A 25970-nucleotide genomic window follows, 5' to 3' on the forward strand; every position below is an offset into this window, starting at 1 on the left:
GACGCAAAAAAAAACGCCACGGCATGCCGTGGCGTTTTTTTATACATTCGCGAGGGACGCAGCGCGACAGACAACGCCCGCAGCGCTCTGCGTCTCATGCGGCCATTACTTCATCTGCACCGAACCAGACACGTTGACGGTGACCGTCGACGTGCCGCCTTCGATCGGCACCGGCGCCGACATCTTCGCGTCCGAGCTCATCGCACGCGCGCTCATCATCATCACCGGACGCGGCATCACGCCGCCGTTCTGGCCGACGTTGACTTCACGAATCGCATACCCGCTATAGCCGAATGCCTGCGCGGAAGAAGCCGCCTGCTGACGGAACGACTTGATCGCTTCGCCCGTGAGCTTTTGCTCGGCCGCGCGCTGCGCTTCCGGCGACAACGAGAACTGCACGTTGCCGACCTGCATGATCGAGGCCATTTGACCCGCGAGCTTCGAGGCCGCGGCGAAGTCGTGCGATTCGAGCACGATCTCCGTGCGGCCGCGCCATGCGGAAATGCGGCCGTCGCGATCGGTGGACGGATAGATCGAGAACGACCCGGTGCGGGCCGTCACGCCGCTCACGCCCTTGGCTTTCTGTAGCGCGGCATCGGCGCGCTGATTCAACGTGGCGGTGAGCGCTGACGGATCGCTCGCTTCCTGCTCGAAGAACAGCGTGATATCGACGACGTCCTGCGGCACTTCCGCGCTCGCCTGCGCATTCAGCGACAGCACGCCGGCGGGTTGATACGGTGCAACGGATTGCGCGCGAGCGATGGTCGGCGCGAGTGCGAGCGCAACCGGCGTGGCGCATGCGAGTGCGAGAGCGAGTGCCCGTGCGGTGTTTTTCGTCATTGTTGGACTCCTTGCCTGAACAGGTTGTGCAATAAAAGCGAACGCCGTGCAGTCGCACGACATTTGCGCGACCGTTAGGCGCTTGTAACCTTCATCTGGTTCCCTGATTTGACAATGTGCTCACGATTGCTTGCAAATCCGCAGGTCAGGGCGCGTGCTTTGCATAGCGCTCACGCATCGCGCATGAGCGTTACGCAAAGCACGCGGCGGGTTCGAACAGAAACAACGCGTGCTTTCGCAACTGCGACAATTTCACGCAAGTCGTTTGGTGATGAAACGCCACTCGGCTTCGGTCACCGGCGTGATCGACAGACGGTTGCCTTTGGCGAGTACCCGCATGTCCTTCAATTCCTCGTGCTCGCGCAAGGCGGCGAGCGGAATCAACGGAATCTTCTTCTTGAACACGACGTCGACGAGCAACCAGCGCGGCGTTTCCTGCGACGACTTGGGATCGTAGTACGGGCTTTTCTTATCGAACTGCGTCGGGTCCGGATAAGCGCTCGATGACACTTCCGCGAGCCCCGCGATGCCGGGCTCCGGACAACTCGAGTGATAGAACAGCACGCCGTCGCCGACCTGCATGACATCGCGCATGAAGTTGCGCGCCTGATAGTTGCGCACGCCGGTCCACGGCAACGTGCGTTGCGGTGCGTGCTCGAGATGATCGATGCTTGCTTCGTCCGGTTCGGACTTCATTAGCCAGTAGCGCATGAATCGAATTGAACGTGAGAGGAAGGTTGGAGAAGCGCTAACGAAAACGCGGCCCAAAGAAAAACGGCATCGAACCGAAGTCCGATGCCGTTCTAGATAAGGTCCCCGCCTTAGCCGCTAGGCCGGCATCCTGAACCGGGGGTTCAGAATTGGTCGCAGTTAGCAACACTTCGGGTACATCAGACAGAGTGACGCGCACACCCGTGCTACAAATTTCCGCAACCGTGCACATGGCATTGGTTCAAGGAATATATGACCTTGGCGAACCAGGCAGGGAAGCTAAACCGATGAAGCTTGAACGATGATTTACTGCATGCTGTACTGCTGAATCACAGTACCGAGTTGTTCGTTCATTTGATGCATTGTACGCCGGATTTCCTCTGCGGGAAATGCTTCTCCGTGTCGCACGCTCGATTGCAGCTTAAGCAGTTCCGATGCCAGCGACAGCGCAGCCATGACGGCAATACGATCCGTGCCACGCACGTTGCTGTTATTGCGGATCTTCGACATTTCCGCGTCGACGCGCGCGACGGCTTCGAGCAGCGCGCCTTCCGTTTCCGGCGAGCAGGCGAGACGATAGGGCACGCCGAGAATCGACACTTCGATCTGCTTGGTGGTCATGCATTTTCTCCATGGCGGGTCGCGTCGGCCTGTGCTTCGACTTCCTGCTGCTCGGGTTCGAGCAGATCGAGCTGGTTATCCGGCTCGCTGTGCGAACGGGCGCGCGGCAGCTTTTCGAGAATCGCATTCAGGCGCACCTGAGCGTCGTCGATCTTCGCGGACAGCGCGTCGCGTTCCGCCTGCAGCGCATCGCGTTCCTCGCGCAGCAGCGCAAGTTCCGTGCGCGTGGCTTCCACCTCGGCACGTGATTGGGCGAGCTGCTCTTCGAGCGCGACACGCGCTTCGTTGTGGCGTTGGCTGATCGCAATCAGCTTGCCGATATTCTGTGAAAGTGATTCGAGTTCGGTGAGCATCTGCTGCGTCCTCTAAAGACATCGCATTTTAGCGCGGAATGTCGCAGGTTCCGATAAATGTCTCGTTTCGAGACGTAACAACATCGCTTTGTGCAGGCTTTTATCGACCCTACGATGAATCGGGACGCGAGCATCGGACAATAACCTGCATTTAACAGAACAGATCGCGCGCGCGGATTCACCGGTCCGGATCGTCTGTTCGAAGTTCAACACGCGAGTGTGCCATTGTGCGTTGCGCATGGGAAGGCGCGTTCGGGGCGGGCCGAGCAGTTACTATCTCGGCTGCGGCGTGGCGGGGCTGTTTCGCGCGCCATCGGAATCGATTCGACTTTGATCAAGACCACGACCACGGCAATGAACCGGCCTTTCCCTCATCACTGCGCGGGCGAATCGCGCTGGCCTGATGTTCCCCATGCGCCGCGCGTCCTGCACACGTCAGGATCGCGCGGATGAACCGTCACGCGAGTTCTCCGCCCGCCACCTTGCGCGTGATGAACGCGAAACGTGCGGCTGTCATCTGGCTCGTGCTGGCGCTGCTGGCGTTGGCCGTGCTGATGGCGTCGCTCGCGCTGGGCAGCGTGTCGCTCGCGCCGACGCGCGTGCTGGCCGCGTTGCTGCCGTCGCATGCGTGGTTCGGAACCGCGTCGCCGGTGCCGGGCGGCGCGGGCGAGCTGGCCGGCGAGATCGTTCGTTCGTTGCGCCTGCCGCGTGCCATCGCGGGCTTCGCGTGCGGCGCGCTGCTCGCGTTGGGTGGCGCCCTGCTTCAGGTACTGCTGCGCAATCCATTGGCCGAGCCGTATGTCCTCGGTGTGTCGGGCGGCGCGGCGACCTTCGCGCTGGTGGCGATGATCGCCGGTTGCGCGTGGTGGATCGTCGATGCGAGCGCCTTCGCCGGCGCCTTCGTGTCGATCCTGCTGGTGCTCGGTCTCGCGCGTCGCGAGTTGTGGCGCGGCGAACCGCAGGACACGTCGCCGCGTCTGCTGCTGACCGGCGCGGTGATCGCCGCCGGCTGGGCCGCGCTGATTACGTTGCTGCTGAATCTCGCGCCCGACAATCGTTTGCGCGGCATGCTGTTCTGGTTGACTGGCGACCTTAACGGCGGCGCGATGCCGTGGCTCGCGTTGGCCGCCTTGGTGGTCGCGCTGGCGGCGATCGTGCCGGTCGCGCCGCGTTTGAATGTGCTGCTGCGCGGCGACGCCGCCGCGCAGGCGCTGGGCGTCGCGGTGATGCCGCTGCGACTGCGCGTGTATCTGGTGGCATCGCTCGCGGCGGCGGCCGCGGTGACAACCGCGGGCACGGTCGGCTTCGTGGGGCTGGTGGTGCCGCATATGCTGCGGCTCGCGTTCGGCAACGACCAGCGCATGCTGTTGCCGGCTGCCGCGCTGGGCGGCGGCGTCGCGGTGATGGGCGCGGACCTGATCGCGCGGACAGTGATTGCGCCGGCGCAATTGCCGGTGGGGGTGATTACGTCGCTGGTCGGCGTGCCGGTGTTTCTGTGGATGCTGCTGCGCAAACGCCGATGACTAAAACGCCGATGACTAAAACGCCGACGACTAAAACGCCGATGATTCATAACTCGCCGCCCCCGACGACTTCCCAAACGTCGCTCAGCGCGCAGCGCGTGAGCCTGCACGCTGGCCCGCGCACCTTGCTCGACGCGTTCACGCACACGTTCTACGCCGGCGAGATGTGGTGCATCGCCGGGCCGAACGGCGCGGGCAAGACCACCTTGCTGGCGACGCTCGCGGGCTTGCGGTCGCCGTCGGCGGGACAGGTCGAACTCGACGGCGTGCGCGTCGCCGACTGGCCGCCGTTGCCGCTCGCGCAGCGCCGCGCGCTGATGCCGCAAAGCGTCGCCGATGCATTCAGCGCGAGCGTGCTCGATATCGTGATGCTGAACCGCTTTCCGCATCTGAACGGTTGGGGTTGGGAAGGCGCGGCGGATCGCGAAGCCGCGCGCGCCGCGCTCGATCTGCTCGGTCTCGGCGGATTCGCCGCGCGCGACGTGCTGTCGCTATCCGGCGGCGAGCGGCAACGCGTGGCGCTGGCGGCGGTATTGTGCCAAGACGCGCCGCTGCTGCTGCTCGACGAGCCGTTATCGCATCTCGACCTGCATCATCAGATCGAGTGTCTCGAAGCGCTCGCCGCGTGGATGCGCGAAGCGGGCCGCACGGTGCTGTTTTCGTGCCACGATCTGAATCTGGCGCGCCGCTTCGCGACGCATGCCTTGCTGCTCGACGGCGAGGGCAGCGCTTATGCCGGCCCGGTCCATGACGTATTGACACCGGCGCTCGCGAGCCGCGCGTTCGGCTATCCGCTGATTCTGATTCGCGACGGCGAGCACGAGGCCTTGATACCGGCGCCGCGTGCACGTCAGGAACGTCATGAATCGCAGGCCAACCATGACACACCGGCAGGTTGACGTTTTACTCAAACATTTTCTTCAAGACACGCTTATGACTTCTTCGTCCTATCCGGCCGGTTTGCCCGAGGTTGCACCGCTCGATCAAACGCTGCGGGCCGAGTTGCAACACCTCATCGATACGAAGACCAAACCGCCCGGCAGTCTCGGCCGGCTCGAAACGCTCGCGCGCCAGATGGGATTGATCCAGCGCACCACGCGGCCGAGCGTGCAGCGTCCGGCGATGATCGTGTTCGCCGGCGATCACGGCATTGCCAACGAAGGCGTGAGCCCTTATCCGCAGGCGGTCACCGCGCAGATGGTCGCGAATTTTCTCGGTGGCGGCGCGGCGATCAATGCGTTGAGCCGTGTCGCGGGCATGGAACTCGAAGTGGTCAATGCAGGCATCGCGACACCGCTGCCGTCGACGGAAGGACTCGTCGACATCCCGGTTGCCGCCGGCACGCGCAACTTCGCGCACGAAGCGGCGATGACCACCGCCCAGGCGCTTGCCGCGATGCAGGCGGGCGCGGCGCGCGTGCGTCATCACGCGGCGCTCGGCACCAACGTGATCGGCTTCGGCGAGATGGGGATCGCGAACACGTCGGCGGCCGCGTGCTTGATGAGCCGGCTGTGCGGCGTGCCGATCGACGAATGCGTCGGACGCGGCACCGGTCTCGACAACGCGGGCCTCGCGAGAAAGCGCAACGTGCTGGCTTCGGCGCTGGCCCGTCATCCGGTGTCGAACGATCCGCTCACGGTGCTCGCCACCTTCGGCGGTTTCGAAATCGCGATGATGGCCGGCGCGTATCTCGCCGCCGCCGAGGCGCGCATGACGATTCTGGTGGACGGCTTCATCGCGACCTCCGCGCTGCTGATCGCCGACGCGCTCGCGCCCGAGGTGCGCGAGTACTGCGTGTTCGCGCATGCGTCGAACGAAGCGGGGCACCGGCGCATGCTCGATCATTTCGGCGGTCTGCCGTTGCTGTCGCTCGACCTGCGGCTCGGTGAAGGCACGGGCGCGGCGCTCGCCGTGCCGTTGCTGCGCGCGGCGGTGGCATTCGTGAACGAGATGGCCAGCTTCGAATCGGCCGGCGTCGCGAATCGCGAAGGGTGATTCGGCGCATGCGAAGCGAGCGACCGAGCGACAGTCCCAGCAACAGACCCAGCGAGCGACCCAGCGAACAGCGCAGCGCACAAGGCTGCGCGCCACGCACCGCGCGAGGCTACCCATGAATCCGCTCGCTGAACTGCGCTATTTCTTCACCGCGCTCGGTTACTTCACGCGCGTGCCGGTGCCGCGCTGGGTCGGCTTCGAACCGCACTATCTGAACGCGGCGGCGCGCTATTTCCCGCTGGTCGGCGCCTTGGTCGGCGCATTGAGCGCGCTCGTCTACCTGGCCGCGTTGCACGTCTTTCCCGCGGGCGTCGCGGTGCTGCTGTCGATGGCGGTATCGCTCGTCGTCACCGGCGCATTCCACGAAGACGGTCTCGCCGATTGCGTCGATGCGTTCGGTGGCGCCTATACGCGCGACGACGTGCTGCGCATCATGCATGACTCGCGCATCGGCGCCTTCGGCGCCATCGCCCTGGTGATCGCGCTGGCGCTGAAGTGGCAAATGCTGGCCGCATTGCCGCCGCTGCGTGCGGCAAGTCTGATGATTGCCGCGCACGCGGCGAGCCGCACCTGCGCGATCAGCTATCTGGCGACGCTCGATTACGTGCGCGCCGAAGGCAGGGCCAAACCGGTCGCGCAGCGCCTGAGCGGGCCGGCCTTGCTGTGTGCCGCGCTATTCGGCCTGCCCTGGCTGTGGTGGCCGAACGGGCCGGTCTCGCCCGATGCGCCGGCATGGCGCTTCGCGGTGACCGCGCTGGTCGTGCTGCTGGCACTACGCTTCGCGTTGGGCCGCTATTTCGTCCGACGCATCGGCGGCTATACCGGCGACTGTCTCGGCTTTGCGCAGCAGATCTTTGAACTGAGCATTTATCTGGTGGGGCTCGCATGGATATCGTCCTGATTCGCCATCCCGCCGTCGCGCTCGATGCGGGCGTGTGTTACGGCCACAGCGACGTCGCGCTCGCCGAGGACGCGGAAGTGTCGTCGGACGCGCTCGCGTTGAAGCTCGCCACCTTGCAGGTGCCCGCGCCGCGCGTGTTGATGTCGAGTCCGCTCAAACGCTGCTCGGCGCTCGCGGCCGAAATGGCGAATGCGTTCGGGTGCGTGGTGAGTCACGACGATCGTCTGAAGGAAATGGATTTCGGCACGTGGGAAAGCCAGCGCTGGGATGCGATCGATCGCGAATTGCTCGACGACTGGGCGGCCAACTTCGAACATGCGCGCGCGCACGGCGGCGAAAGCGTCGCGCAGTTCGTCGAACGGGTGCGGGCCTGGCTCGATGCGTTCGCGCAGACGCGCGAGCTGTCGCCCGCGTATGTGGTCACGCATGCGGGCGTGATGCGGGTGATCGCGTCGCTCGTGCTGGAGGTGCCGCTCGAGCGATGTTTGCGCTGGGCGCTGGATATGACCGGCATCGTCTGGTTACGGCGCGACGATGAAACGCAGCAGTGGGCGCTGGTGCGGTGGAACGCGTGAGGGCGGCTGCGTGAAGGCGTTTGCTTTACTGCGCGCCCGGCTTGCGCCGCGAGCGCGCGAGCTCCAGGTCCTCGCATAACTGTTTCGCGCCTTGCGCGATGCGCGGCGCGGGGCGGTTGATCAGATCGCCGTCGATCGCGAAGAGATTGTCGTTCGCCACCGCCGTCAGACTCGGCCACGCGCGCCACGTTGCGAGTTGCGGCAACGGCGTGTTGGGCTGCGTCGCGCCCGGCGCGGCTGTCACGATCGCTTCCGGATTGGCCGCGAGCACCGCCTCGGTCGATACCGTCGGCACCAGCGGCGCGAGCTTCGCGAATACATTGCGCCCGCCGCATAGCGCGATGACGTCGCTGATCATATGATCGCCGTTGAGCGTCATCAACGGTTGATCCCACACCTGATAGAACACGCCGACCGGCGGCCGGCTCGCATAGCGCGCGCGTAGCGTCGCGATGTCGTGCCGATACGTGGCGGCCGCCGCATCGGCTTGCGTCGAGGTGCCGAGCAACTGGCCGAGCTTCACGAGCGACACGGCGACGTCGTCCAGACGATGCGGCTCGCTGAAGAACATCGGCACATGCAGTTCGCGCAGGCGATCGAGTTGCCGCTGCGCATTGCCATGCCGCCACACGACGATCAGATCCGGCTTCAATGCGACGATGCGTTCGAGGTCGAGCGCCTTGTTGTCGCCGACGCGCGGCAGTTGCCGGGCCTCGGCGGGATAGTCGCTGTAGGAGACGGCGCCGACCATCTTCGTGCCGCCGCCCGCCGCGTAGAGAAGTTCGGTGACGTGCGGCGCGAGGCTGATCACGCGTTGCGCGGGGGCGGACAGGGTGACGGCGGCGCCGGTGTCGTCGGTGACCGTTATCGCGGCGCGCGCTTGAATCGCGGCCACGCACAGCGAGACGGCGATAGCGAAGCGGAGTGGGGCGGTCATGGACTTCTCCAGGTTCATGCTTTGTATTCCCGCACTGCTTCGCACAGGCTCTGTTCGAAGCGCAGCCACTCCGTTTCGTTCGCGGGCAAGCCGAAGCGCACGCTTTCCGTCGCTGCAAAAAGCCGCGTCCACACGCCACGTCGCGCGAGCGCTTCGTGCAGCGCGGGCGCGTGTCGATCGGCGGTCCATGCGAATAGCGGCGTGTGACGCGTGGCCAATCCTTGCGCCTGCAACAACGTGACGAGACGCGCGCTGTCGATAGCGAGTCGCGCACGCATCCGTTCCTGCCATGCGTGATCCGCGAACGCGGCTTTGACCGCGTGCCGCGCCGGACCGCTGACGGTCCACGCGCCGAGCGTGCGCCGCAACGTGTCGAGCAAGGCGGGCGCGCCAAGCACGAAGCCCGCGCGCACACCCGCGAGCCCGAAGAACTTGCCCGGCGAGCGCAACACGATCAAACCGTCGCGATGCGTCTGGGCCGCGAGCGACGCCTCGGGCATCGTGTCGGCGAAGGCTTCGTCGATCAGCAGCGTGCCGCCGCGTGCGCTCAGTTGCGCATGCCACCGCATCAGCTTCGCGGCGTCGAGGTGCTCGGCGGTCGGATTGTTCGGGTTCACGACGACCGCGTGCGTGAGCGTGGCCGGCAGGCGGTCGTCACGCACATCGAGCGACACGACGCGATGACCGGCGCGCTCGAAAGCGGGCGCGTATTCGCTGTACGTGAGCGGCGCAATCCCGGTTTCGCCGCGCGGCAGCAGCGCAGGCAGCGCGCGAATCGCCGCCTGACTGCCCGCGACCGGTAGCACGTGCGATGCGTCGGGGGCGCCGTAGTAACGCGCGGCGCAGGCGGCGAAATCGTCGCCGTCGTCGGGAAGGCGGCGCCATGCTTCGGCGGGAACCGGCGGCACGGGATAGCCGTGCGGATTGATCCCCGTCGAGAGATCGAGCCAGGCGGTGTAGGGAATACCGTAGCGTGCGGCGGCTTCGTGCAGATTGCCGCCGTGGACGACGGGGGCGCTCATGTTGAAAACGGCACGCTCAGCAGCGCGAGCACGATCAGCATCGCGAGCCACAGGATCAGCGTGCGCTCCACCAGCATCAGCGCGGCCGTCACATGCGAGGCCTTCGCGGCGTGACCGAAACCCAGCGTCGGCCTTTGCTCCAGCGCGCCGTGATACACGGCCGGCCCGCCGATCAGCACGTTCAGACTGCCCGCGCCGGACGCCATCACCGGCCCCGCGTTCGGACTGTCCCAGCGCGGCGCCTGTTCGCGCCAGCAGCGCAATGCCGTGCGCGTATCGCCGAGCAGCGCATAGCTGAGCGCGGTCAGGCGGGCGGGAATCCAGTTGAGTACGTCGTCGATGCGTGCGGCCGCCCAGCCGTAACGTAGATAGCGTGGCGTGCGATAGCCCCACATCGCGTCGAGCGTGTTGGCGAGGCGGAAGCCGAGCGCGCCCGGGCCGCCCGCGATCGCGAACCAGAACAGCGCGCCGAAGATCGCGTCGTTGCCGTTTTCGAGCGCCGATTCGACGGCGGCGCGCGACAACGCGCCTTCATCGGCATGGGTGGTTTCGCGCGATACGATGCGCGCGGTCAAGAGACGCGCCTGCGCGAGGTCGCGTTGCGCGAGCGCCCTGGCGATCGGTTCGATATGGTCGTGCAGACTGCGCGCGCCGAGCGCGAACCACAGCAACGCGACGTGCACCGCGCAGGCCTCGAAGAACGGCAGCACCGAGACCAGAAGCCACGCGATCAGCACCGGCGGCAGCACCGCGAGCGACCACGCGAGCAGGCCCTTCAAGCGCAGACGGCGGCCGGTGTTGTAGCGCTTTTCGAGGCGCTTCGCCCAATGACCGAAACCGACCAGCGGATGCGCGGTGCGCGGCTCGCCGAGCCAACGATCGACGGCGACGCCCGCGGTCGCGAGCGTGACGATGAGAGGTAGCGACAGCATCAGACGTGGTCCGCCGTTTTCAACGCGAGCGGCAGACCCGCGGCCATGAAGGTGGCTTGCGTGCTCAACGCGGCGATGCGCTGGTTGAGCCGCCCGAGTTCGTCGACATAAAGACGCGTGGCCGCGCCGAGCGGCACGACACCCAGGCCGATTTCATTGCTGACGACGATCACCTTGCCGCGCGCGGCGACCAGCGCCGCCTCGAGTGCCGCGACATGCGCGTGGTAGCGATCGAGCGACACCGCTTCGCCATCGGCGGGACACAGCAGGTTCGCGAGCCACAGCGTCAGGCAATCGATCAACACGCAATGCCCGGCGGCGTCGGCTTGCGCGAGCGCACCGGCCAGATCGGCGTCCGCTTCGACCAGCCGCCAATGCGCCGGACGCCGCTCGCGATGATGCGCGATGCGCGCGGCGAATTCGGCGTCGTTGCCGACGCGCGCGGTGGCGATGTAGGTGACGGGGAGGGCGCTGCGGTCGGCCAGTTGTTCGGCGTGCGCACTCTTGCCGGAGCGCGCGCCGCCAAGGACGAAGGTGAGGTCGCGGGGAGTCATCGCGTGATTGTACCGGCGCGTGGATCGTGGCGGCGGGGTGGGATAATGCCGCGTCCGGACGGTGCCGCCGTCCCTGTGTTCGTTCATTTGTTCACGCCGCCGTTTTCGACCCTCGCTATTCCGTGACTGCTACTTCGACTGTTCCTTTGAGCGCCGCATCGGCCGTTGCTTCGACCACGCCCTCAGCCGCGCAAGACGTCGCACCTGTACCGCGCGGCACGCTGATGATTCAGGGCACCACGTCCGATGCCGGCAAGAGCACGCTGGTCGCCGGCCTGTGCCGTCTCGCGCGGCGCGCGGGCGTGCGGGTCGCGCCGTTCAAGCCGCAGAACATGGCGCTCAACAGCGCGGTCACGGTGGACGGCGGCGAGATCGGCCGCGCCCAGGCGCTGCAGGCGGTGGCCGCCGGCATCGCCGCGCACACCGATCTGAACCCGGTGCTGCTCAAACCGACCAGCGATCGCGGCGCACAGGTGATCATCCACGGCAAGGCGCGCATGAATCTCGACGCGCGCGCTTACCACGACTACAAACCGGTCGCGTTCGAGGCGGTGCTGGCTTCGTATGCGCGCTTGCAGGCGAGCTACGACACGATCTTCGTCGAAGGCGCGGGCAGTCCCGCCGAGATCAATCTGCGCGATCGCGACATCGCCAACATGGGTTTTGCGGAAGCGGTGGATTGTCCGGTGGTGCTGGTCGCCGACGTCGATCGAGGCGGGGTGTTCGCGCACCTGACCGGTACGCTCGCGTGTCTGTCGGCGAGCGAGCAGGCGCGGGTGCGGGGCTTCATCATCAACCGCTTTCGCGGCGACGTGAGCCTGCTGCAGCCCGGGCTCGACTGGCTCGAAGCGAAGACCGGCAAGCCGGTGCTCGGCGTGGTGCCGTATCTGCACGGCCTGACGCTCGACGCCGAGGACATGCTGCCGCCCGAGCTGCGCGCCGCGCAACGAGGCGACGCGCAACGGATGCTGCGCGTGGTCGTGCCGGTGCTGCCGCATATCAGCAACCACACGGATTTCGACGCGTTGCGCGCGCATCCGCAGGTGGATTTTCATTACGTGCGCGGTGGCATGCCGATGCCGCCAGCCGATCTGATCATTCTGCCGGGTTCGAAGAACGTGCCCGGCGATCTCGCGTTTCTGCGCGCGCAGGGCTGGGACGCGGTGCTGCAACGGCATCTGCGCTACGGCGGACGGGTCATCGGCATCTGCGGCGGCATGCAGATGCTGGGGCGCGAAGTGGCCGATCCGCATGGCGTCGAAGGCGCGCCGGGGACGTGGGCGGGGCTCGGCTGGCTCGATTATTCGACCGTGCTCACGCGCGAGAAGACGCTGAAGAACGTGCGCGGGCGTCTGGCGTTGCCGGGGTTGCCGGGGTTGCCGGAAGCGGCCGAGGTGGCGGGTTACGAAATCCATATGGGCGAGACGCGCGGTCCGGCGCTGGATGCGCCGGCGTTGTATCTCGGCGATGCGGTAAGCGCTGCTGGCGCGGCGGGTGAGGCTGATGACGCAGATGCGGCACAAGAATGTGCTGCGAACGTATTGACGGCAACGTCACCCGCTTCCGCTTCGCGTCCCGATGGCGCGCTGTCCGCCGATGGCCAGATTCTCGCCACCTATGTGCACGGGCTGTTCGATACACCCGCTGCCTGCGCCGCGTTGCTCGCGTGGGCCGGATTGAGCGATGCCGAGGCGATCGATTATCCGGCGCTGCGCGAGGCATCGCTGGAACGGCTGGCGGATACGCTGGCTGAGCATCTTGATCTGGCCAGGCTGTTCGGGGCTATCGGCTGACCTGAACGTGCGCGTTAGCGTTAGCGGGATCGACTCGCTTGCCTGGTTGGCTCGGTTGGCTCGGTTTGTTCGGTAGGCTCGGTAGGCTCGGTAGGCTCGGTAGGCAATTAACTCCCAATAAGAATTAATCTAAGCCTGCGACGTGGTTTTTCACGCTCCACGGTTCGAATACAGTCCTGATACCGACGGCGCGCACGGCGCCGCCTTTCTCTTATCAAGGACACGTCATGAACTCGAACCGCTCCGCCGATCTGGCCGCTCTGCTGCTCCGCGTCGCCTTGGGCGTGCTGTATCTCGCCCATAGCCTGCAAAAAATCTTCGTTTTCACGCTGCCGGGAACGGCGCAATTCTTCGTCTCGCTCGGGTTGCCGGGCTGGCTCGGTTACGTGACGGCGTTCGTCGAACTGCTCGGCGGCATCGCGCTGCTGCTCGGCGTGCAAGTCCGCTGGGTTGCGCTGGCGTTGCTGCCGTTCATGCTAGGCGCGATGTCCGCGCATCTGCACAACGGCTGGGGCTTCGCATCGCCGAACGGCGGCTGGGAATACCCGGCGTTCTGGGCAGTGACGCTGGCGGTGCAGTCGCTGCTGGGCGGCGGGGCGCTCGCGCTGGGGAGCGCGAAGGTGGCGCGGACGGTGGCGGCCTAGAGGTTTTGCCTCGACCGACCGCTAAATGCGCTATTTTCGGACGAAAACGTAGGGCAATCGCTTTGTTTTCGGACATATGGCGCCACCAGGCTAAGCAAATTAAGTAGTTTCCGGCGGTCAGCTAGGAAGACGGCTACGAAAATCATCTATGTTTCGGACAATAATGCACTTAATTGCATTATTTTTCGGACATCGAGATGAATGTCGACCCCACAATGAGTCAAATTTCGGACAGCGATACGGCCGAAATCCTATTCTCCATCGGAGACGGCGCATTTGCCCGAGCGCTGCGCCGTCTCGCCGATGCGGGGACAATCCGGCGCATCTACGCAGGTATCTATACACGCAATCTCGATAGTCCCGTCGAAGCCATCGTGCTTCGCAACTGGGCCGCGATTGTCAGCCATCTTCTCCCCGGTGCGGTGCTGGCGTACCGGTCAGCCCTGGAGCAGCGGCCGGTCGATGGGGTGATTTACGTCCGCCGTGGCCGCACCCGTCGCAAGCTCGAACTTCCCGGGCTCGTTGTCGAGGTGTTCTCGGGGGCGGGTGCGCCTGCGCTACTTGACCCGCCTGCCCCAGATTTACTGCATCGAACGATTTATTTGCCAAGCGAAGCCCGTGGCTTTCTGGAAAACATGGGGGCGGCTCGAGGCGCAAGCCGGCGGGTGCTGCCTCAGGAGGATATTGAGACTCGACTCGATAAAATCCTGACCATTCGAGGCGATTTCAAGCTCAACGATCTGCGAGATCAGGCCAAAGCCATTGCTGAGAAGCTGGACCTGGGGGCAGAGGGGAAGCGTTTTGACGGCATTGTCGGCGCACTGCTAGGCACGCACGAAGAAAAGAAATTGCGGAGCAAGCTCGCGCTTGCCCGGGTGGCAGGAAAACCTTATGACCCGGATCGGCTCGAACTCTTCGACGTACTGCATGGCGCCTTGTCTGGCAGTGTGTTCGCGCATCCCGTCGACGCATCGAACAGGGGCGTGGCGTTAGAGAATTTCGCGTTCTTCGAGGCTTATTTCTCGAATTTCATCGAAGGAACGACGTTCGAGGTGGAAGAGGCTGAACAGATTGTCTTTGCTGGAGCCATTATCGCGAACCGGTCCGAAGACTCTCACGACATTCTGGGGACCTTCCGGGCGGCGAGCTCAACGCCGTGGAGAAACCAGTCCGCGTCGATGCCCGACGGTTTTCTCGACTGGCTCAAGAGCGTAAATGCCCTGGTCATGCAGGCGCGGCCGGATAAGCGGCCTGGGCAGTGGAAGGAGAAGCGCAATATGGCCGGCAACACCCTCTTCGTGTTGCCGGAGCAGGTTCCTGCGACTCTTGCCGAAGGTTTCGAACGAATCGTTTCGTTGACGGACCCTGTCGCGAGAGCGCTGATGACCATGTTCGTCGTCTCGGAGGTTCATCCTTTTCAGGACGGCAACGGACGCACGGCACGGTTAGCCATGAACTGCATACTCAGTGAGGCCGGCATGTGCCGGATCATCATTCCGACCGTGTATCGGGAGGATTACTTGCTGCCGCTGAAGCGACTGACCAATGACCGGGATGCGGTGCCCTATGTTCGTAGCATGCAGCGTATTCACGACTGGACGTCGCGTTTTGACTATGGCCAGCAGCGGCACGACGTACAGCGTCAGCTTGCTCGCGGCAACGCTTTCAAGGAAGACTTGAGAAACTATCGGCTGATCTTTCCGGACGATGCCGCGAGTCGCGGCTGACCCGTCGGGAGAACACCGATGGCAGCCGTGACGTCTTCCCTCAATACAACACGATCTGCGTACACCGAAACAGCGCGATCGTCTTGCCGTTCGGATCGGTGACCGTCGCATCCCACACCTGCGTGCTGCGCCCGAGATGCACGCCCCTGGCGACCGCGCGGATCGTGCCTTCGGTCGCCGTACCCAGAAAATTGCTCTTCAGTTCGACGGTCGTGAAATTGCGCGCCGTTTCCGGCAGATGGGCGAGGCACGCATAACCGCACGCGGTATCCGCGAGCCCGATCACGGTCGCTGCGTGCAGAAAACCGTTCGGCGCGAGCAATTCCTCCCGCACGGTCAATTCCGCGCTCAACCCGCCTTGTTCCAGCGACAGGACCCGCACGCCCAGCAAGCCGGGCAGCTTGCCCTGCTGGCGTTCGTGCAGACGTTCGACGGTGTATTCCGGGCGCAGATTGCTCATGGAGTAGCCATTCCTCGATGGAAAAATTCGACGACGCGTGACGCGCATTTGACCGGCGGGGCTTCGACCCCGCGGCATTTGTCGATATTATCAACGGCTGGATCGGCACGCTCAGCCGTCAATCCGCAACGCGCGGCGCGGGCCGGCACGCGGTCGGGGCGGAAAAGCGGCAAGCAAGCGACAGAAAAGCGGCAAACAAGCGGCAGAAGAGTGGCAGAAGAGTGGCAAGCAGGCGGCAAACCGGCTGGCGGCGCCCAGCCTTCTTTCCGGGAGAATTCATGACGGTGATCGTGGTGGCGAATCCGAAGGGCGGCGTGGGCAAGAGCACGCTGTCCACCAATCTGGCCGGCTATTTCGCCGCGTCGGGCGAGTGGGTCGCGCTGGCGGACCTGGACAAGCAGCAGTCCGCGCACGCGTGGCTGTCGTTGCGCCCCGACACGCTGCCGGCCATCGAAACCTGGGAGGTCAATCCCGACACGCCGGCCAAACCGCCCAAGGGCCTGGAGCACGCGGTGATCGATACGCCGGCCGGCCTGCACGGCAACCGGCTGAACATCGCGCTGGATCTCGCGGACAAGGTGATCGTGCCGCTGCAGCCGTCCATGTTCGATATCCTGGCCACGCAGGAATTTCTCGAACGGCTCGCGAAGGAAAAGGCCGTCCGAAAAGGGGCGATCGAGATAGGCGTGGTGGGCATGCGGGTCGACGCGCGCACGCGTTCCGCAGAGCAACTACACCGCTTCGTGGAAGGGCTGAAGCTGCCGGTGCTGGGCTTCCTGCGCGATACGCAGAACTACGTGCAGCTCGCCGCGCACGGGCTGACGCTGTGGGACGTCGCGAAAAGCCGCGTCGAAAAGGATCTGGAGCAGTGGCAGCCGATCGTCGAATGGACGAACGGCGCGGCCAGAAAAGAGTAAGCCGGCAGGGCCGGCGCGACAGGCCGAGCGCGCAAGGCGTCGCTCGGGTTCGACTCAGGTCCAGCTCTGGGTCGGCACGTGGTCGCGGCTGCCCTTGATCTTGTTGTTGTCGTCGACGAATACCAGGTCGGGCTTCCAGCCGGCCTTCAGCTCGGCCTCATCGACCACCGCGAACGCGGCGATGATCACCAGGTCGCCCAGCTGCGCACGACGCGCGGCCGAACCGTTCAGCGAAATCATGCCGCTGCCGCGTTCGCCCTTGATCGCGTAGGTCGAGAAACGCTCGCCGTTATTGATGTTCCAGATGTCGATCCGTTCGTTTTCGACGATGTTCGCCGCTTCCAGCAAATCTTCGTCGATCGCGCACGAGCCTTCGTAGTGCAGCTCGCAGTGCGTGACCGCGACGCGGTGGATCTTCGACTTCAGCATGTTGCGTTGCATGACCAATCAATCCCTTAAGGCTACTTGTTGTCGTCCGCGCCGGCCGAGGCCGCCATGGTTGACATGGGGCCCTGGCGCATCCGGCGGCGGACGCTGCGTCAGATTTCGAGGTTGTCGATAAGGCGCGTCGCGCCGAGCTTGGCGGCGGCCAGCACGACCAGTTCCGCTTCCGTGTCCTGCGGACCCGGCGGCAACAGATTCGAGCGCTTGCGCACCGCGATGTAGTCCGGCTGCCAGCCGCGCGCGGCGAGCGTCGACATGGCGGCCTGTTCAATTTTTGCGAAGTCGCGATCGCCCGACAGCACGGCTTCGCGCACGCGTTGCAGCTCGGCGGCCAGCACCGGCGCCTCGGCGCGCTCGGCGGCCTGCAGATAGCGGTTGCGCGAGCTGAGCGCGAGGCCGTCGGTATCGCGCACGGTTTCGGCGGCGATGATGTCGGTCGGCAGCGCGAACTGATTGCACATGCGGCGCACGATCATCAACTGCTGATAATCCTTCTTGCCGAACACCGCGACGCGCGGCTGCACGCACGACATCAGCTTCATCACTACCGTGCACACGCCCTGGAAGAAGCCCGGACGGAATTCGCCCTCGAGGATGTCGCCCAGATCGTGCGGCGGATGCACGCGATACTCCTGCGGCTCCGGATACAGATCGCGCTCGGTCGGCGCGAACAGCACGTAGACGTTTTCCTTCTGCAGCTTGTCGATGTCGGCTTCGAGCGTGCGCGGATATTTGTCGAAATCCTCGTTCGGGCCGAATTGCAGACGGTTGACGAAGATGCTCGCCACCACCGGATCGCCGTGCTGGCGCGCGAGGCGCATCAACGATAGATGCCCTTCGTGCAGATTGCCCATGGTCGGCACGAAGGCCGTACGATTCTGGCCGCGCAACTGGTCGCGCAATTCATGGATCGAGCTGATGACTTTCATGATCGGACAGGGGTTTCCTCGCGCGGCGCGAGACTCGGTCGACGCGACCTTTCAGGAAGATCGCACGGCCCGCCGCCTCACTGGTAATGACATGTTCGGAGCGCGGGATTGTAGTGGATTTGCACGCCCGGCGCACCGGAATGAGGCGGATCGAATCGTGCTGGTGCACCCGGCGCGTTTCACGCCGGCGAATAGGCAAGCCGCACGTAAATCGGCGCGAACGGCTCCGCCTGGGTGATTTCGACGAGCGACTCGCGGCACAGTTCGAGCACGGCGATGAAATTCACCACCACCACCGGCACGCCCTTGCTCGTGTCGAACAGGTCGGAGAACTCGACGAAACGCGCATTCTGCAACTGCCGCAGGATCAGGCTCATGTGCTCGCGCACCGACAGTTCCTCGCGCGAAATCTTGTGATGCTGGACCAGCTTCGCGCGCTTGATCACGTCGGCCCACGCGGCGCGCAGGTCTTCGCTGTTCACGTCGGGGAAGCGCGGCGTGATGCTCTGCTCGATGTAGACCTCGGCGCGCAGGAAGTCGCGCCCCAACTGCGGCAACTGGTCGATGCGCTGCGCGGCGAGCTTCATCTGCTCGTATTCGAGCAGGCGGCGCACCAGTTCCGCGCGCGGGTCCTCGGCTTCCTCGCCGCTGTCGGCCTTTTTCACCGGCAACAGCATGCGCGACTTGATCTCGATCAGCATCGCGGCCATCAGCAGATATTCGGAGGCGAGTTCGAGATTGGTCTGGCGCAACTGGTCGACATAACCGAGGTACTGCGCGGTGACATCCGCCATCGGAATGTCGAGCACGTTGAAGTTCTGCTTGCGGATCAGGTACAGCAACAGATCCAGCGGTCCTTCGAATGTTTCGAGGAAGACTTCGAGCGCGTCCGGCGGGATGTACAGGTCGGTGGGCAGCTTGAAGAGCGGCTCGCCGTACAGACGTGCAAATGCGATGCCGTCGACGGTGTCGGGCGTCGAATCGGTGGCGGGCGCGGCGAGCGCGGCGTCGGGCGACGCCGGCGGTACGCCGTGAGCCTCGTCGGCGTGACTCACGCTCACCCGGTCAGAAGTTCTGGTAGTACGAGTAAGGCGTCTGCTCGACGCGCGAGGCTTTCTGCTCGGCGCGTTCTTCCAGATCGATCGGCTGTTTGTCCCACAGCAGCGCGCGGCCGCGGCGTTGCTCGGCTTCCAGATTGGGTTTCTGTTGCTTGAGCTGGTTCAGGAACTGGGTGATGTCCGATTGATACATGGCTCGACGTCCGTGGTGGGTGAAATGGCGGCTGCTCGCCCGGATTGCGCCGCCGCATGGGCGGCTTGCAGATCGTTGCCAATCGTGGCCGGGTGGCGGCGCCGTTATTCCATAATTTTACCGCATGCGCCGCGCGCGGTCGAAAAAGGTCGGAGGATGCCGGGCAATGACCGGCCGCAACCGATTACAGGCGCGGCAATGCCGTCGCATCGTCCGGAAAATTCCCCGGAACCGGTTTATGTGCAGTGCGTCAAAGCCGGGCGCGTGGCGGCGTGCATCGAACCCTTTAGAGATGTCGCGGCCTTGCGCCGATGTGGTCAAATAGCGTGCTTCGGCCGCCGTGGCGCGGCTCGGCGACAAGCCAGCATCCATTCAGCAACAACTATCATCAACCGTGGCCGGAGGTCCTGTTTGGCGGGATGTGCGATCGTTAAGCCGCAGGCGCGGCGCGGCAAGGCCGGTTCCGGACGCGGCACGGCCTCGGCCGCCTCGGCCGTATCGTCCGCGCCGCGCTGGCTGCGCGCGTGGCTGGCCTTCGGCATCGTCATGCTGTCGTTGGCCTCGGGCGCGGCGCACGCGGCGCGTGCCGCCGCCAGCTACAAGGTCGACATCGAAGCCACGCCGCGCTCGCTGCGCAAGCTGCTCGAAGCGCACCTGGATATCGCGCGCTTCGCCAAACGGCCCGACGTCAGCGACGACCAGTTCGAGTTTCTGATCACGGCCACGCCGCAACAAGTGCGCGATCTGGCCGCCACCCAAGGTTATTTCACGCCGGTCGTGCGGACCGACGTTCGCACCGTCGACGCCACCAAACGCGTCACCGTGAGCGTCGACCCCGGTCCGCAGACGCGTATCTCGTCGGTGTCGCTGTCGTTTCGCGGACCGGTGCAGACCGAGGACCCTGCCCAGGAAAACGCCGCGCGCTTCGCGTTCTCGCTGCACGAGGGCGAGCCGTTTTCGCAGGGCGACTGGGACGACGCGAAGAACGCGTCGCTGAAGGCCTTGCAGGCGCGCCGTTACCTGGGCGCGAAGATCTACCACTCGGAGGCGCTGATCGATCCGCGCACGCACGAGGCGAAGCTGTCGGTCGAGTTCGACAGCGGTCCGACTTTCACGATGGGCAAGCTCGATGTCTCGGGCACGCGGCGCTATCCCGAACAGATCGTCGACAACGTCAATCCGATCTCGGTCGGCGATATCTACGACGTGCAGCGCGTCGCCGAGCTGCAGCGCCAGTTGCAGAACACGCCGTACTACGCGAGCGTCGCGATCGACGTGGACAGCGACCCGGCCAAACCAGTCGACACGCCGGTGCACGTGAAGGTGTCCGAGTATCCGTACAACAGCATTCGCGGCGGTCTCGGCTATTCGACCGACAACGGCCCGCTGCTGCAGGGCGCGTACTCGTATCTCGACACGTTCGGCAAGGCGTGGCCGTTCACCGTCGAGGGCCGCGCCGATCAGATCCAGCAGTACGGCCAGATTCAACTGGCGATGCCGCCGGGGCCGCGCGCGTGGACCAATAGCGTGCTGGCGTCCTACACCACCACAGATGTCTCCGACACGCGCATCTACAGCATCCGGGGCGGCGTGCAGCGGGCCCGTACCTCGCAGTTCATCGACTACAACTACTCGATCCTGTACTACCAGGACCGGCTCGACCAGAACGCGATCGCGCCGACCACCAGCCGCGCGCTGGTGCCGGCGTGGTCGTGGACCCGCCGCAATACCGACGACCCGCTGTTTCCGCGCAAGGGCAACCTGATTCACGTCGAGGCGGGCTTCGCGGTGAAGGGCCTGCTGACCGATCAGACCTTCGTGCGCGGCTATGCGCGCGGCCAGCAGTATCTGCCCATCGGCAAGCAGGATCTCGTGCTGTTCCGCGCCGAACTCGGCGGCGTGTTCACCAGCGGCAGTTCGAGCGGCGTCCCGGCCTCGCTGCTGTTTCGCGCGGGCGGCTCGAACTCGGTGCGTGGCTACGGCTATCAGAGCATCGGTAACGAGGTGGACGGTTCGGTGCTGCCCACCAAATATCTCGTGACGGCCGCGACCGAATACCAGCACTGGTTCACGCACGACTGGGGCGCGGCGGCGTTCTTCGATATCGGCACCGCCACCGACACCTGGGGCGAAAAAGTCTTTTACCCCGGCGTCGGGGTGGGCGCGCGCTGGCGCAGCCCGGTCGGCCCGGTCAATGTCGACGTCGCCTACGGCATCCGCAACAAGAGCGTGCGGCCGTACCTGACGCTGGGCATTGCCTTCTGATGAACACTCGCCTCGACATGATTTCCGCATGACCACGGACGTTTCCGCTCAACCGCCTGCCGGGCCGCCCGGGCCGCCCACGCAGCCGCCTGACGCCCAGCCGCCTGGGCAGCCGTCGCCTGATGCGCCGCCGCCGAAGCGTCGGCGCGGTCCAGGCCTTGGCCGTGTACTGCTGAAGACGCTTGCGTGGACGCTCGTCGTGCTGGTGTTGCTGGCCGCGCTGACGGTCGGCCTCGTATATGGCGCTTTGACGACCGAGCGCGGTACGGCCTATGCATGGCAGGCGGCGGTCAAGCTGCTCGGCGGCAAGCTGGCCGGCACGCTGGAGCGCGGTTCGCTCGCGAACGGCCTGCAATTGCGCGACGTGCGCTGGCGCAGTCTGGATGGCAGCGGCACCGATATCCGCGTCGATCGCGTGGCGGCGCGCTGGGCGCTGACGCGTGCGCCGTGGCGCTTGACCATCGACTATCTGCACGTCGGCACCGTCGATGCGCGCATCGGTTCTTCGTCGTCGAGCAGCAGCGAACCGTTGAAGTTGCCGGAAGATCTGCGTCTGCCGATGCAGCTCGACATCCGCGACGTGCAGCTCGACAGGCTGTTGCTGCACGACGGCGGGTCGACGAACGAGTTCTCGCACTTCGCGTTCCATGGGCGCAGCGACGGGCGGCATCACGAAGCGGCGATCGAGCGGCTCGATACGCCGTTCGGCGCGGTCACGGCGTCGGCGAAGCTCGACGGTGCGCGGCCATTCGCGCTGACGGGCGATGTCGGTTATTCGGGCAAGGTCAACGACGAAGCCGTGCAGGTGGGCGGCCATCTCAGCGGGTCGCTCGAAAACCTCGTCGCCGAACTCGACGCGAGCGGCATGAAGCTCGCCGGGCATGCACGGGTCGAGGCCACGCCGTTCGGCGCGGTGCCGTTGCAGCGCGCGACGCTGACTTTCGATCACGTGAATCCGCAGGCGTTTGCACCGGGCGCGCCGTTGGCCGATCTGGCGGTGCGGGCGGAGTTGCAGCCGGTGGGGCAGGCGGGGGCGGAAACGGTTGTGCTGGGGGCGAGCGGCGCGGCTACGGCAAGCGCAACCGGCGCGGCCAGCAGCGCTTTAGCGCACGAACACGCCGGCGGTGATCGCCACGGCAAGTCCGGTGGTGCGGGCGCTACCGCCGCGAATTTCGCCGTCGCCGGTCACGTGTCGATCGTCAATGCCAAACCCGGCGCGATCGATCAGAACCTGCTGCCGGTCATCGACGCCAACGCGGACGTCCGCCTCGACGCGCAATCGCAGCGCATTTCGAACCTCGCCGTGCGGCTCGTCAAAAGCGCGACGCTCACGGGCGGCGGCACACTGACCGGCAAGCGCGGCCAGTTCGACCTGCAGGTTGCCGGGCTCGACCTGAACGCGCTCGAAGCCACCGTGCGGCCCACTCAACTGTCCGGTCCCATCGGCATTCGCCTGAACGACGACATACAGAGCCTGACGCTCGATCTCGCCGATCCGAAAGCGGCGCTGCGCGCACAGGGCAAGATCACGTTCGACCCCGCCCGCATGAGCTTCAACGACGTGCGCGTGACCTCGGGCAAGGGCCGCATCGAACTGTCGGGCGCATTGAAGCATGACGCGAATTCCACCTACAACCTCAAGGCGCAGCTCACCGACTTCGATCCGCTGACGCTGACCTCGCAGATGCCGTCGCGCAAACCGGTGACGGCGTCGGCGTCTGGGGCCACGGATGTGGGTAAAACCGGCGGGAACACGAAAGGCAAAAAAGGCGCGGCCGAAGCGCGAAGCGGGCACACCAAACAGACCGAGGCAGCGTCCGGGCAACGCCAAACCAAAAACCGCCAGACCGAAGCCGCCGCCGAGTTCGGCAGCACGGCCGGCGCGAAAAGCGCGGCGCCTACCGACCAGGCCGCCGCTGTCGTGAAAAATACCGCCAAGGCAGCGGTCAAAACGGAAATCGTCCAGCGCAAAGCGTCCGCACCCAAACGTGCCGCGCCCGCGCCCGCGGCGCGCAAGATCGAAGCGCGCGTCACCGGCACGCTCACGGCGGCCGGCATGCTCGGCCCGGTCTTCACGACCAGGGCCGAATTCAAACTCGGTCCGAGCGTCTACGACAACCTGCCGCTGACCGGCGGCGGCACCGTCCAGCTGGCGGGCTCACGCATTTTGCCGAGCCGCGCGAATGTGTCGGTGGCGGGAAACCTGGTGGACCTGCAAGGCAGTTTCGGCGCGCCGGGCGATCGTCTGCGTTTCCGCATCGACGCGCCGCAGCTCGAGCGTCTCGGTTTCGGCCTCGCCGGCCTCGTTGCCGCCGACGGCGACGTGACCGGCTCCTTCGCGCATCCGAACGTCGTGGTCAACTACAAGGCCGACGGCGTGGCGTTCGGCGGCAATCGCGTCGGTCACGCGGAAGGCCACGCGGAGTTGCGCGACGGCGCGAACGGCGCGCTCGCCTTCACGACCGACGCGCGCGATCTGAGCGCGGGCGGTGTCGACCTGGCCACGCTCGCCGCGCGGCTCTCCGGCACGCGCGCCAACCACACGCTGGAAGCCGCGGCGACCGGCAAATTGCAGGGCCGTCCGCTCGACCTGACGCTCGCCGCCAACGGCAAGCTGACCGATGCGCGCGACGGCACGCGTTGGGACGGCACGCTCACGCGTCTGCAGAATCGCGGCACGCCCGCGCTGAATCTTGAGGCGCCGCTCGCGGTCAGCGCGGGGCCGCAGCATCTGACGCTCGGGGCCACGCGCCTGACGCTCGAAGGCGCGGTGCTGAGCCTGAAAACCTTCGCGTTCGATCACGGCAAGATCCAGTCGACCGGTAGCCTGACCGATATCTCGCTCGCGCGTTTGCAGGATCTGCGCCACGAGATCACCGGCGAGCCGGCCGTCGTCAAGACCGATCTGGTATTCGACGGCGACTGGGATTTCGCGCTTGGCACCACGGCGAGCGGCCACATCCAGTTGAAGCGGCGCGGTGGTGACGTGACGGTCGAAATCGGCCGCGGCCTGGCGTCGCTGGGCATCACCGACATGACCGCGCGCGCCGAATTCAGCGGCGGCAACCGGCTCAACACCACCGTGCATGCGCAGGCGAGCCGCATCGGCGTACTGGATGCCGATGCGCACACCACGCTGGTCGCGCGCGACGGCTTTCTGACCGTCGACGAGGAAAGCGCGCTCAGCGGCAACGTGAACGCGAATATCCCGTCGCTGAAAACGACCGGCGGACTGTTCGGCCCAAGCTATCTGCTCGACGGTCACCTCGCGCTCAAGGTCGCGCTGGGCGGCACGCTGGCCAAGCCGAACCTGACCGGTTCGCTGCTCGGCGACGGTCTGTCCGCGACACTCGTCGACCAGGGCGTGCAGCTGAAGGACGGCGTGGTACGTATCGCGTTGTCGCATAACCTGGTGGACTTCCAGCAGGTCGAATTCCACGGTGCGAGCGGCACGCTGCGCGCCACCGGCCGCGTACGGCTGGACGGCGCGGAACCGGACCTGACCGCGAGCATCGTCGCCGACAAGCTCGAACTGTTCGCGGCGCCGGACCGCAATCTGTCGCTGTCGGGCAGCGCGAGCGTCGCGAATGCCGGCGCGCAGGGCGGCCTCGCGATCAACGGCAAATTCGCCGTCGATCACGCGTTGTTCGACCTGCCCGAACAGGCCGCGCCGAAGCTCGGCGACGACGTGGTGATCGTGCGTCCGGACGGCACGGTCGCGGGCGAACGGACGCCGCAGGTGGCCGGCACCAACAAGCCGATCGGCCCGTTCGCGCCGCGCGCGGATATCGACATCAGCCTCGGCGATCACTTCCGCTTCCGTGGTCAGGGCGCCGATCTTGGCCTGACCGGCACGATCACCGCGCTGAGCGCGCCGAACCTGCCGCTGCGCGCGGTGGGCAACGTGCGCGTCACGCAGGGATCGACGTACACCGCGTTCGGCCGCAAGCTGAACATCGAAAATGGCTTCTTCACGTTCAACGGTCCGGTCGCCAACCCCGGCATCAACATCCTGGCGATGCGCCGCAACCAGCAGGTCGAGGCAGGCGTGCAGGTGACCGGGACCGTGCAGTTCCCGGTCGCGAAGCTGGTGTCGGAACCGAACGTCGCGGATAACGAAAAGCTCTCGTGGCTGCTGTTCGGTCACGGCACGGATCAGGGCAATAACCTCGGTCAGCAAAGCACCATGACGACGGCGCTCGCGCTGCTCGGTAGCGCAAGCGGCAAGCGGATCGCGCAGACATTCGGGCTCGACGAGTTCTCGGTCGGCCAGAGCGAAGTGGGGCTGACCGATCCGCAGGTGGTGATGGTGTCGAAGGCGATCAACGAATGGCTGGTGCTCGGTTACGAGCAGGGCTTGCAGTCGGCCAGCAACGCGATCAAGGCGACCGTCAACCTGACGCGCTACTGGTCCGTCGCGGCGTTCGGCGGCACGTTCTATGGCGCGACGCTGCTGTACACGCGGCGGTTCGACCGGATCAGATGGTGAGGTGATCGCGGGTCGATGCGGCGTGTGGAGTGAAGCACGGGTACGCGCGCATGAGAGAGGGCATAAAAAAACGGCACGCTTTAAAGC

The 25970-nt window shown here is 65.5% G+C and carries 24 protein-coding genes and 1 other RNA gene; 11 read left to right on the forward strand and 14 right to left on the reverse strand.

Features of this window, described 5'->3' with window-relative positions; all coding sequences use genetic code 11:
- Positions 1-105: 105 nt before the first annotated feature.
- From LFL96_RS04025 to LFL96_RS04045, 5 genes are all read right to left on the reverse strand, one after another.
- A complete protein-coding gene (locus LFL96_RS04025) occupies positions 106-840 on the reverse strand; it encodes an SIMPL domain-containing protein (protein WP_280998283.1) in 735 nt (244 codons plus the stop codon).
- A gap of 252 nt (positions 841-1092) precedes the next feature.
- Positions 1093-1551, reverse strand: a complete 459-nt coding sequence (locus tag LFL96_RS04030) for an EVE domain-containing protein (protein WP_280998285.1) — start codon at positions 1549-1551, stop codon at positions 1093-1095.
- Between the two features lie 98 nt (positions 1552-1649).
- Positions 1650-1831: non-coding RNA, 6S RNA (gene ssrS / locus LFL96_RS04035), on the reverse strand.
- Positions 1832-1857: 26 nt separating this feature from the next.
- Positions 1858-2172 carry a cell division protein ZapA gene (locus tag LFL96_RS04040; RefSeq protein ID WP_007175941.1) on the reverse strand — a complete coding sequence of 105 codons (315 nt, stop codon included), beginning with the start codon at positions 2170-2172 and terminating at the stop codon, positions 1858-1860.
- Positions 2169-2525: an ATPase gene (locus tag LFL96_RS04045; RefSeq protein ID WP_280998293.1), complete on the reverse strand. Its 357-nt coding sequence runs from the start codon at positions 2523-2525 to the stop codon at positions 2169-2171. The genes LFL96_RS04040 and LFL96_RS04045 overlap by 4 nt, the downstream gene beginning before the upstream one ends.
- Before the next feature lie 449 nt (positions 2526-2974).
- On the opposite strand from LFL96_RS04045, the gene LFL96_RS04050 reads away from it, so the two are divergent.
- The 5 genes from LFL96_RS04050 to cobC all read left to right on the forward strand — a co-directional run bounded on the left by LFL96_RS04050 (position 2975) and on the right by cobC (position 7519).
- Positions 2975-4048, forward strand: a complete 1074-nt coding sequence (locus LFL96_RS04050; protein ID WP_280998295.1) for an iron ABC transporter permease — start codon at positions 2975-2977, stop codon at positions 4046-4048.
- Positions 4049-4089: 41 nt separating this feature from the next.
- Positions 4090-4947, forward strand: coding sequence for an ABC transporter ATP-binding protein (locus LFL96_RS04055; protein WP_281000546.1), 858 nt, complete (start codon positions 4090-4092; stop codon positions 4945-4947).
- A gap of 34 nt (positions 4948-4981) precedes the next feature.
- Entirely contained in the window at positions 4982-6043 is a 1062-nt protein-coding gene (gene cobT, locus LFL96_RS04060; protein ID WP_280998297.1) for a nicotinate-nucleotide--dimethylbenzimidazole phosphoribosyltransferase, read from the forward strand.
- Between the two features lie 115 nt (positions 6044-6158).
- Positions 6159-6944 (forward strand): adenosylcobinamide-GDP ribazoletransferase, encoded by a 786-nt coding sequence (locus LFL96_RS04065; protein WP_280998299.1) that lies wholly within the window; start codon positions 6159-6161, stop codon positions 6942-6944.
- Positions 6929-7519 carry an alpha-ribazole phosphatase gene (gene cobC / locus LFL96_RS04070; RefSeq protein ID WP_280998301.1) on the forward strand — a complete coding sequence of 197 codons (591 nt, stop codon included), beginning with the start codon at positions 6929-6931 and terminating at the stop codon, positions 7517-7519. Before LFL96_RS04065 ends, cobC begins: the two co-directional genes overlap by 16 nt.
- A gap of 25 nt (positions 7520-7544) precedes the next feature.
- On the opposite strand, the gene LFL96_RS04075 is transcribed toward cobC, so the two are convergent.
- Genes LFL96_RS04075 through cobU form a run of 4 tightly spaced genes read right to left on the reverse strand, consistent with a single transcriptional unit; the run spans position 7545 to position 10964 of the window.
- Positions 7545-8456 (reverse strand): cobalamin-binding protein, encoded by a 912-nt coding sequence (locus tag LFL96_RS04075; RefSeq protein ID WP_280998303.1) that lies wholly within the window; start codon positions 8454-8456, stop codon positions 7545-7547.
- 14 nt (positions 8457-8470) lie between these two features.
- Positions 8471-9478, reverse strand: a complete 1008-nt coding sequence (gene cobD / locus LFL96_RS04080) for a threonine-phosphate decarboxylase CobD (protein ID WP_280998305.1) — start codon at positions 9476-9478, stop codon at positions 8471-8473.
- The gene (cbiB, locus tag LFL96_RS04085; protein ID WP_280998307.1) at positions 9475-10410 is read right to left on the reverse strand and encodes an adenosylcobinamide-phosphate synthase CbiB; all 936 of its coding nucleotides are present in this window, start codon (positions 10408-10410) and stop codon (positions 9475-9477) included. The genes cobD and cbiB overlap by 4 nt, the downstream gene beginning before the upstream one ends.
- Positions 10410-10964 (reverse strand): bifunctional adenosylcobinamide kinase/adenosylcobinamide-phosphate guanylyltransferase, encoded by a 555-nt coding sequence (cobU, locus tag LFL96_RS04090; RefSeq protein WP_280998309.1) that lies wholly within the window; start codon positions 10962-10964, stop codon positions 10410-10412. Before cobU ends, cbiB begins: the two co-directional genes overlap by 1 nt.
- 224 nt (positions 10965-11188) lie before the next feature.
- Here cobU and LFL96_RS04095 point away from each other — a divergent pair, with 224 nt between their 5' ends.
- The 3 genes from LFL96_RS04095 to LFL96_RS04105 all read left to right on the forward strand — a co-directional run bounded on the left by LFL96_RS04095 (position 11189) and on the right by LFL96_RS04105 (position 15128).
- A complete protein-coding gene (locus tag LFL96_RS04095) occupies positions 11189-12757 on the forward strand; it encodes a cobyric acid synthase (RefSeq protein ID WP_281000547.1) in 1569 nt (522 codons plus the stop codon).
- Positions 12758-12984: 227 nt separating this feature from the next.
- Positions 12985-13401: a DoxX family protein gene (locus LFL96_RS04100; RefSeq protein WP_280998311.1), complete on the forward strand. Its 417-nt coding sequence runs from the start codon at positions 12985-12987 to the stop codon at positions 13399-13401.
- Positions 13402-13598: 197 nt separating this feature from the next.
- Complete coding sequence (locus LFL96_RS04105; RefSeq protein ID WP_280998313.1) at positions 13599-15128, forward strand: Fic family protein; 1530 nt, start codon at positions 13599-13601, stop codon at positions 15126-15128.
- A 40-nt stretch (positions 15129-15168) separates the two neighbouring features.
- Here LFL96_RS04105 and LFL96_RS04110 read toward each other — a convergent pair whose 3' ends face one another.
- Positions 15169-15588 (reverse strand): PaaI family thioesterase, encoded by a 420-nt coding sequence (locus LFL96_RS04110; protein ID WP_280998315.1) that lies wholly within the window; start codon positions 15586-15588, stop codon positions 15169-15171.
- A gap of 278 nt (positions 15589-15866) precedes the next feature.
- On the opposite strand from LFL96_RS04110, the gene LFL96_RS04115 reads away from it, so the two are divergent.
- The gene (locus tag LFL96_RS04115) at positions 15867-16505 is read left to right on the forward strand and encodes a ParA family protein (RefSeq protein WP_280998317.1); all 639 of its coding nucleotides are present in this window, start codon (positions 15867-15869) and stop codon (positions 16503-16505) included.
- Between the two features lie 54 nt (positions 16506-16559).
- On the opposite strand, the gene panD is transcribed toward LFL96_RS04115, so the two are convergent.
- The 4 genes from panD to LFL96_RS04135 form a co-directional block, all read right to left on the reverse strand.
- Positions 16560-16946: an aspartate 1-decarboxylase gene (panD, locus tag LFL96_RS04120; RefSeq protein WP_280998319.1), complete on the reverse strand. Its 387-nt coding sequence runs from the start codon at positions 16944-16946 to the stop codon at positions 16560-16562.
- 98 nt (positions 16947-17044) lie between these two features.
- Positions 17045-17878, reverse strand: coding sequence for a pantoate--beta-alanine ligase (panC, locus tag LFL96_RS04125; protein ID WP_280998321.1), 834 nt, complete (start codon positions 17876-17878; stop codon positions 17045-17047).
- 179 nt (positions 17879-18057) lie between these two features.
- Positions 18058-18933, reverse strand: a complete 876-nt coding sequence (locus LFL96_RS04130; protein WP_280998323.1) for a ScpA family protein — start codon at positions 18931-18933, stop codon at positions 18058-18060.
- Between the two features lie 10 nt (positions 18934-18943).
- Positions 18944-19129 (reverse strand): DUF3460 family protein, encoded by a 186-nt coding sequence (locus LFL96_RS04135; RefSeq protein ID WP_007175923.1) that lies wholly within the window; start codon positions 19127-19129, stop codon positions 18944-18946.
- A 411-nt stretch (positions 19130-19540) separates the two neighbouring features.
- Here LFL96_RS04135 and LFL96_RS04140 point away from each other — a divergent pair, with 411 nt between their 5' ends.
- Both LFL96_RS04140 and LFL96_RS04145 read left to right on the forward strand, forming a co-directional pair.
- Entirely contained in the window at positions 19541-21394 is a 1854-nt protein-coding gene (locus LFL96_RS04140; RefSeq protein ID WP_280998336.1) for an autotransporter assembly complex family protein, read from the forward strand.
- 28 nt (positions 21395-21422) lie between these two features.
- Positions 21423-25883: a translocation/assembly module TamB domain-containing protein gene (locus tag LFL96_RS04145; protein WP_280998338.1), complete on the forward strand. Its 4461-nt coding sequence runs from the start codon at positions 21423-21425 to the stop codon at positions 25881-25883.
- The last annotated feature ends 87 nt before the right edge of the window (positions 25884-25970 follow it).

The organism is Paraburkholderia sp. D15 (assembly GCF_029910215.1).
Classification (GTDB): domain Bacteria; phylum Pseudomonadota; class Gammaproteobacteria; order Burkholderiales; family Burkholderiaceae; genus Paraburkholderia.

What these genes read in the sequence shown, in the direction of transcription:
- LFL96_RS04025 (WP_280998283.1), bottom strand. Translation starts at nt 840, where the DNA reads ATGACGAAAAACACCGCACGGGCACTCGCTCTCGCACTCGCATGCGCC.
- LFL96_RS04030 (WP_280998285.1), bottom strand. Translation starts at nt 1,551, where the DNA reads ATGCGCTACTGGCTAATGAAGTCCGAACCGGACGAAGCAAGCATCGAT.
- LFL96_RS04040 (WP_007175941.1), bottom strand. Translation starts at nt 2,172, where the DNA reads ATGACCACCAAGCAGATCGAAGTGTCGATTCTCGGCGTGCCCTATCGT.
- LFL96_RS04045 (WP_280998293.1), bottom strand. Translation starts at nt 2,525, where the DNA reads ATGCTCACCGAACTCGAATCACTTTCACAGAATATCGGCAAGCTGATT.
- LFL96_RS04050 (WP_280998295.1), top strand. Translation starts at nt 2,975, where the DNA reads ATGAACCGTCACGCGAGTTCTCCGCCCGCCACCTTGCGCGTGATGAAC.
- LFL96_RS04055 (WP_281000546.1), top strand. Translation starts at nt 4,090, where the DNA reads ATGATTCATAACTCGCCGCCCCCGACGACTTCCCAAACGTCGCTCAGC.
- cobT (WP_280998297.1), top strand. Translation starts at nt 4,982, where the DNA reads ATGACTTCTTCGTCCTATCCGGCCGGTTTGCCCGAGGTTGCACCGCTC.
- LFL96_RS04065 (WP_280998299.1), top strand. Translation starts at nt 6,159, where the DNA reads ATGAATCCGCTCGCTGAACTGCGCTATTTCTTCACCGCGCTCGGTTAC.
- cobC (WP_280998301.1), top strand. Translation starts at nt 6,929, where the DNA reads ATGGATATCGTCCTGATTCGCCATCCCGCCGTCGCGCTCGATGCGGGC.
- LFL96_RS04075 (WP_280998303.1), bottom strand. Translation starts at nt 8,456, where the DNA reads ATGACCGCCCCACTCCGCTTCGCTATCGCCGTCTCGCTGTGCGTGGCC.
- cobD (WP_280998305.1), bottom strand. Translation starts at nt 9,478, where the DNA reads ATGAGCGCCCCCGTCGTCCACGGCGGCAATCTGCACGAAGCCGCCGCA.
- cbiB (WP_280998307.1), bottom strand. Translation starts at nt 10,410, where the DNA reads ATGCTGTCGCTACCTCTCATCGTCACGCTCGCGACCGCGGGCGTCGCC.
- cobU (WP_280998309.1), bottom strand. Translation starts at nt 10,964, where the DNA reads ATGACTCCCCGCGACCTCACCTTCGTCCTTGGCGGCGCGCGCTCCGGC.
- LFL96_RS04095 (WP_281000547.1), top strand. Translation starts at nt 11,189, where the DNA reads ATGATTCAGGGCACCACGTCCGATGCCGGCAAGAGCACGCTGGTCGCC.
- LFL96_RS04100 (WP_280998311.1), top strand. Translation starts at nt 12,985, where the DNA reads ATGAACTCGAACCGCTCCGCCGATCTGGCCGCTCTGCTGCTCCGCGTC.
- LFL96_RS04105 (WP_280998313.1), top strand. Translation starts at nt 13,599, where the DNA reads ATGAATGTCGACCCCACAATGAGTCAAATTTCGGACAGCGATACGGCC.
- LFL96_RS04110 (WP_280998315.1), bottom strand. Translation starts at nt 15,588, where the DNA reads ATGAGCAATCTGCGCCCGGAATACACCGTCGAACGTCTGCACGAACGC.
- LFL96_RS04115 (WP_280998317.1), top strand. Translation starts at nt 15,867, where the DNA reads ATGACGGTGATCGTGGTGGCGAATCCGAAGGGCGGCGTGGGCAAGAGC.
- panD (WP_280998319.1), bottom strand. Translation starts at nt 16,946, where the DNA reads ATGCAACGCAACATGCTGAAGTCGAAGATCCACCGCGTCGCGGTCACG.
- panC (WP_280998321.1), bottom strand. Translation starts at nt 17,878, where the DNA reads ATGAAAGTCATCAGCTCGATCCATGAATTGCGCGACCAGTTGCGCGGC.
- LFL96_RS04135 (WP_007175923.1), bottom strand. Translation starts at nt 19,129, where the DNA reads ATGTATCAATCGGACATCACCCAGTTCCTGAACCAGCTCAAGCAACAG.
- LFL96_RS04145 (WP_280998338.1), top strand. Translation starts at nt 21,423, where the DNA reads ATGACCACGGACGTTTCCGCTCAACCGCCTGCCGGGCCGCCCGGGCCG.